Source organism: Psychrobacter sp. TB20-MNA-CIBAN-0197 (assembly GCF_040309765.1).
In the GTDB taxonomy this organism is placed as follows: domain Bacteria; phylum Pseudomonadota; class Gammaproteobacteria; order Pseudomonadales; family Moraxellaceae; genus Psychrobacter; species Psychrobacter submarinus.
Window position 1 is genome coordinate 1 of sequence record NZ_JBEOPC010000794.1, and the last position, 263, is coordinate 263.

Annotated in this window: 1 protein-coding gene; it reads right to left on the bottom strand. The window is 29.3% G+C overall.

From position 1 onward, the window contains the following. The coding region (locus AAEY83_RS16025; protein WP_351060564.1) for a hypothetical protein at positions 1-263 on the bottom strand (263 nt) is incomplete at both ends.

Genomic DNA, 263 nt, shown 5'->3' on the forward strand with positions numbered 1-263 from the left:
GCTTGGATAAACAAATACCAATAGCAGGATTTTTTTGCTTTAAATCATTTAAAATATCCATACTTGATTTGACCGTCAAATCTAACGTAATATTCGGATATTTTTTTTTGAAATATACTAGAAAATCATTGTATTTGGGATTATGAAGTCGACTAACGACTAATAGTTTAATATTACCTTCTAGAAGATGTAGATTACTACCTTTCATCGCTTCAATAGAAGTAATCTCTGTGAATATCGTTTGAGCAACTTGAAGACAATAG